The sequence below is a fragment of the Paenilisteria portnoyi genome (assembly GCF_014322795.1).
GTDB classification, from domain to species: domain Bacteria; phylum Bacillota; class Bacilli; order Lactobacillales; family Listeriaceae; genus Listeria_A; species Listeria_A portnoyi.
This window is the reverse complement of record NZ_JAASTT010000034.1, coordinates 1-5,091: the sequence shown is the minus strand read 5'-3', so window position 1 is coordinate 5,091 and position 5,091 is coordinate 1. Positions and strand designations below refer to the sequence as shown.

At 40.2% G+C, this 5,091-nt stretch carries 7 protein-coding genes; all 7 read left to right on the top strand.

Annotated elements, in window-relative coordinates; translation table 11 throughout:
* Positions 1 to 9: 9 nt before the first annotated feature.
* Positions 10 to 1,632 carry a hypothetical protein gene (locus tag HCJ66_RS16280; RefSeq protein ID WP_425489680.1) on the top strand — a complete coding sequence of 541 codons (1,623 nt, stop codon included), beginning with the start codon at positions 10 to 12 and terminating at the stop codon, positions 1,630 to 1,632.
* A 15-nt stretch (positions 1,633 to 1,647) separates the two neighbouring features.
* A complete protein-coding gene (locus HCJ66_RS15705) occupies positions 1,648 to 2,157 on the top strand; it encodes an Imm6 family immunity protein (protein WP_187133991.1) in 510 nt (169 codons plus the stop codon).
* Positions 2,158 to 2,212: 55 nt separating this feature from the next.
* Entirely contained in the window at positions 2,213 to 3,010 is a 798-nt protein-coding gene (locus tag HCJ66_RS15700) for a DNA/RNA non-specific endonuclease (RefSeq protein WP_246438753.1), read from the top strand.
* A 2-nt stretch (positions 3,011 to 3,012) separates the two neighbouring features.
* A complete protein-coding gene (locus tag HCJ66_RS15695; RefSeq protein ID WP_187133990.1) occupies positions 3,013 to 3,498 on the top strand; it encodes an immunity protein YezG family protein in 486 nt (161 codons plus the stop codon).
* A gap of 23 nt (positions 3,499 to 3,521) precedes the next feature.
* Entirely contained in the window at positions 3,522 to 4,091 is a 570-nt protein-coding gene (locus tag HCJ66_RS15690; RefSeq protein ID WP_187133989.1) for a suppressor of fused domain protein, read from the top strand.
* 119 nt (positions 4,092 to 4,210) lie between these two features.
* The gene (locus HCJ66_RS15685) at positions 4,211 to 4,855 is read left to right on the top strand and encodes a DUF5081 family protein (protein WP_187133992.1); all 645 of its coding nucleotides are present in this window, start codon (positions 4,211 to 4,213) and stop codon (positions 4,853 to 4,855) included.
* Positions 4,848 to 5,091 (top strand): hypothetical protein (locus tag HCJ66_RS15680; protein ID WP_187133988.1); only part of this gene is annotated, 244 nt, incomplete at its 3' end. The genes HCJ66_RS15685 and HCJ66_RS15680, both read left to right, overlap by 8 nt.

Sequence of the window (5,091 nt, the reverse complement as noted above, 5' to 3'; positions counted from 1 at the left end):
AGTGATGGCGTGATTTCGTTTTCTTTTACAGACATGGAGAGCAAGTATCAAAAAATGTTTGAGAAAATTGAAGTGCTACATGATTATGCGGGCGACGCGGGAAACATGGTGGAGCGCGTCATTGATGAACCGTTTTATAAAGACATGGATACGTTCGTCGAGAAGATGGAAGCTTTGTCGATTGATAATTACGAGACGAAGAATACGATTGGCGCAACGACGATGGTAACGACGAGTTACGGCTACGGATATGGTGCCACGCCACAAACGACGACGGTGCCAAAAGACAAGATCAAGTTAAGCGATATCATGGCTGGCGATAACTTTTTCGCGGATAATTTGAAGGCATCGTTTGCGGAGTATAGTAAGCAAAATCCAGACCAAGAATTTACGTATGAGGAGTACCAATCGGCGGTATCGAGTTCGTGCGCGTTTGAGTATGATTCGATTCGAGATGGCCAACAGAATCTCGAATTATGGCGAGATATCGGAGCAGCGATTGTGATTATCGGCGTGAGCATTGTGTGCCCACCCGCAGGTTTGGCACTGGGCGTTGCGTATGGTACACTAGAATTGAGCAGCGCCGCGACCGGAAAAGACTGGATGACGGGACGCGAAATGGATGGCACCGAACGCGCGACACGTGGAGCGTTTGCGTTGTTGGATATAATTCCAGGCGTGAAGGGAATCCGAGCGTTTAGTACGGCGACGAAGGCTGGCGGATTGGCGTTGGATGCCGCGCAAGTTGGTAGTAAGTTGACATTGCGACAAACGGCAAAACAAGGCTGGTCTCATGTGGATGCGATGGGAAGACAAGCATTGCGTGAGAGTGCCGAGCGGATTCGGAATGTGCCACGGGTTATAAGTGATGTGGCGAGTTCAACTGCGAATGCCACAAAAAATCAAATTAGAAATGGTGCAGGTAAGCTAGGTAAAGTAGCGGATTTTGGAGAGACAACTGCTAAGAACTTTTTTCAACCGCGCGTTGTAGCATCTCCTTTTGGTACCACACAAGTTGTAATGGGGGGCGCAGAAAATACACATCGCTTTGAAAATATGGCAAAAGGTTTATTTAGTGGTAGCGATGAAGTTGTAGAGAGTATTGGGAAACAAGCAGATGATATTAAAGTAGGACCAGAAGATTTGTCTGCGCTCAGAGATAAATGGAAAGTTCCAGAAACAGATACTATAGCAGTTGGCAAGACGGATGTTAAAGGATTAGAAGGTAGGGTATTTGAGGGTGGATCTCCGAGAGTAAGAAAAGAAGCCGGATTACCCGATTTAGATATCGCTATGCCTGATAGACCAATAAAATCGCCTGGTAAAATTGCGAGTGCAACAAGGCACGCGGAAGAAGGAACCTTAAATGATTTTGCCAAGAGTATTGATGAATTAGGAATGAAACCAGAAGAAGTAGTAGGGACATTTAATATGTACCAGTCAAACATTAAAGGTGTTTGTCCAACATGTATTCAAGGTTTAAATAACCCAGATGTAGCTCCAGGAATATTTAAGCAATTTAGTGAAATGTTTCCAAATTTAACAATCAAAGTAACTTCAGAAGTAGTTGAGGGAGTTAGGCCTGTTGGCAGATTAGATTTTATAATTCAGAATGGTAAATATATAGACTAAAGGACGTGTGGAACGATGTTAACAGATTTTGAAAGAATCAGTTCAAATGGGCAAGTGGCGTTGTTACTAGTTTTATCAGAAAAAATTAGTAGCAAAATATCGGATTCTAAGAATTTCTCTATTGCAAGAAAGGGATTGGATGCTTGCTGGGAATGGTTAGAGGAAAAGAAAATTGAAGCTGATAATCTATATTGGTACTTAGAGAATCTTGATGATACTGGGATTCTGACTGTTATGCAGACTGAAGAAGATGAGGAAAAATTAAAAGTGTGGATATGTATAGCTGATGCGGTAGCCTTTACCATCAAAGAAGCTTATGATTTCCAAGGTGATAAGTATTTGCCAGCAACTATAGAGGCAATTGATATTGATACTGTGGAAGAGTTTGATACTAATCTTGAGGATATTTATGACAGTGCTGCTGCTAATAAAGAAAAAATAATAAATTATTTTTTAGAGATTCGTGCTGATCAACGAATTAATAAAAATGATTTACTGAAGAGTATAGACAGTCTCGTTAATTAATGTTGGGTTTTAAGGAGCTACAGATGTTATTTATTGTAGCTCTTTTTTGAGATAGTTGAATGGTACACTGGAATTGCGTGAGGGTGCCGAGCGGATTCGGAATGTGCCTAGAGTTATAAGTGATGTGGCGAGTACCGTGAAGAATACGGCGCAGGAAGGGTTGACCACCGTTAAGAAAATGACGGCGAATTTCGGGGATAACATGCGGAGTTTGAACTTTGGCGGCGAGCGTTTGGTTGCGGAAGGTTTTGGGACAGTTGGTGCTGGAGTTGTTAGAAATGCGGATGAGGCTGCATCCACTGCTGGTAGAGTTGTCCGGGAATCGGCAGAGCATATTGATGATGTACCGAAAATTAAAGAAGTACCTTACGGTGAGCATATTGTCAAGGGGAAAAATGGTAGAAAAGAATTAGCACCAGATACTCGCTATGTTACAGAAGATAATTATAAATATACTACCGATGGCTCTGGAAGGGTAGAACTAGTGGAGGCGGATGAGCTGGTATTAAAGACAGCCGATAGAAACGAAGGCATGCAAAAAATAGCTGGACGTGAAGATAGGTTACCAGATGATGATGGCGGGCATTTAATTGCTAGCCAATTTAATGGACCTGGCGATATCGATAACTTAGTTGCTCAAAATCGTCAAATTAATCGCTCTGGCGGGGAATGGTACAGTATGGAGCAAGAGTGGGCTGACGCTTTAAAGGAAGTCCCGCCAAGAAATGTTTCTGTGAAAATAGAGCCATCGTATCCAGGAAGTTCTTTAAGACCGGACTCCTTCAGAGTGACATATCAAATTGAGGGTGAGCGAAAGGTAATCAGAGAAATATTAAATAGAGCAGGAGGATGACAATGTTTGAAAAAGAACTAAATAAAATTTATGTAGAGATTGCTCAACAAACCAGTGATATGATTCCTTGCGATTGGAATAGCTTTTATCTGAATGGTGATGTAAAAGATGGTGACGGTGGGGTATTCTTTTTCTTCAATACTAAAGAGAAGTTAGATGATTTTATATACTCGCATGATATCCCGGAAATTTATAATGTGGATGAAGAAATATATTATCAAGGAAACCATAAATTGTTGGAACTTATTAATAAGTTACAACAGAAATTTGTTGAAAATGATCAAGAAGCGTGGGAAACAATCGTTATGATTGTAAATGAAGATAGGAAATTAAAGATTCATTTTGATTATACAAAATGGAATGAAGGTGGATTTGGTCCATCTCAACGGATTAATTTTTTTGAGTATAAATATTTGAATAGAAAGCCCAGAAATGAAAAGGAAAAAGAAATATTTTCTAATATGGAGAAATTTGAGACAGCTAACTAAGAATTTAGGAGTAGATGGCCTTTATGCCGGACAATCAGCAAGTCGCTAAACATATATTTGAAAATGTAGGTGGGAAGTCACAAGTTATCCAATATAAAGATTCAAATGAAACATCATCAATTGATATTTTTATGAGTGAAGATAAACCGCAGGATGGTGTTACAACTTATGCAACAATTAGCTTATCTGAAAGTTCTATAGGATTAGTTTTAGGAAATGATAAAGAATTGAGAGCTGAATTCATAGGTGCTTGTGGTAGCAACTTTGATAAATTTCCCAATATAATTAGTAGCTGTGCATTTAATATTATTAATGATAATTTCCTTTGTAGACCAGGAACGGTATATTCGAATGTTGTTACGGAATATTACGATGACTCTGAAATGAAGCACATACTTCTTACGACACCATTTTTGTGGGAGGGTCTTATTAACATTGAGACGGAGCAAAAAGTAGTTACATGGCTGTCGTTAGTACCAATTTCAGAAGCGGAGTTGGAGTATCTTAATGATAATGGTAGCGACGCATTGGAGAGTTTATTTGAAGAAAAGGATATAGATATTTTTGATATTTATAGAGAATCAGTTCTTTAAATTTAATGGATAGAAAAATCACAGAGCAAGAAATCTAACTAATAAAGTATTTATAGACTTTTTTCCGGGGTCTATAAATACTTTTCGAATTAAATAAGCAAGTGGGCAGAAGGTAGGTAATAAATGTCCTATTCGGTTTTCCCGGCAAAGAAGTATTCATTTTACGAGACGACGACCCAATGGCATACGCCCAGCAACAACTCATCGCAAAAGAAATCCTAACACCAGAAGGCGCTGTCACCAAAAGTGGCGCCTTCGTTATCAACAAACTAGCCGCGTACCACCGAAGCAAGAAATACGTACGCTGCAACAACATTATGTTCTCGTTCCAAGAAGACAACACCGAAGAAGTCGTCCTCCTCATCGAAGCCGAGAAAAATAAATACTACCGCTTACTCGTTCTGTCCAAAGCACACGCCTTGAAAGTGCTATACGATGGTTTCCCGCTAATCGCTCGCGAACCAGGCGAAGGCGAGAAAGACTTCTTAATCAACGGAATCAGCAACCAAGAAAAAAACGAGATCAAGGCGATGGAATTAAGCGAACCCGTTTTCAATTTCGAAGTGTTTCATTTAGACAAATATCCAGCCGAAATGACCGAACCAAGCTTCTATCAAAACTGGCTATTTTTCTTATACGGCGACAAACTGATTTCGCTAGATGTCGCGCGGCAGCAATACCATCAGGTGAGCCAATATTGGTTGATGAAACTCGTATTTGATGAAATGGAATTCCCATACAAGGAGGTGGCGCAACATGGCTAACGTAGCAATGGATGGAGCAGGCGCTGGTGGCGGTGCCGCAGATATATCGATTAGCGTGGACGAGATTTCAACGATTTATAACAAGATACAAAAGATGATGACGGAGCTAGATAAGTTGGATGCGTCGACGAAGGCTATTTCTTCGATTACCTTTTATAAGGAAGGCAAGGCGAAGAAAGCGCTGGAAGTTTACGATAAGGCCAATAAAAAGGCGATGGATTTGTATGATAATTATA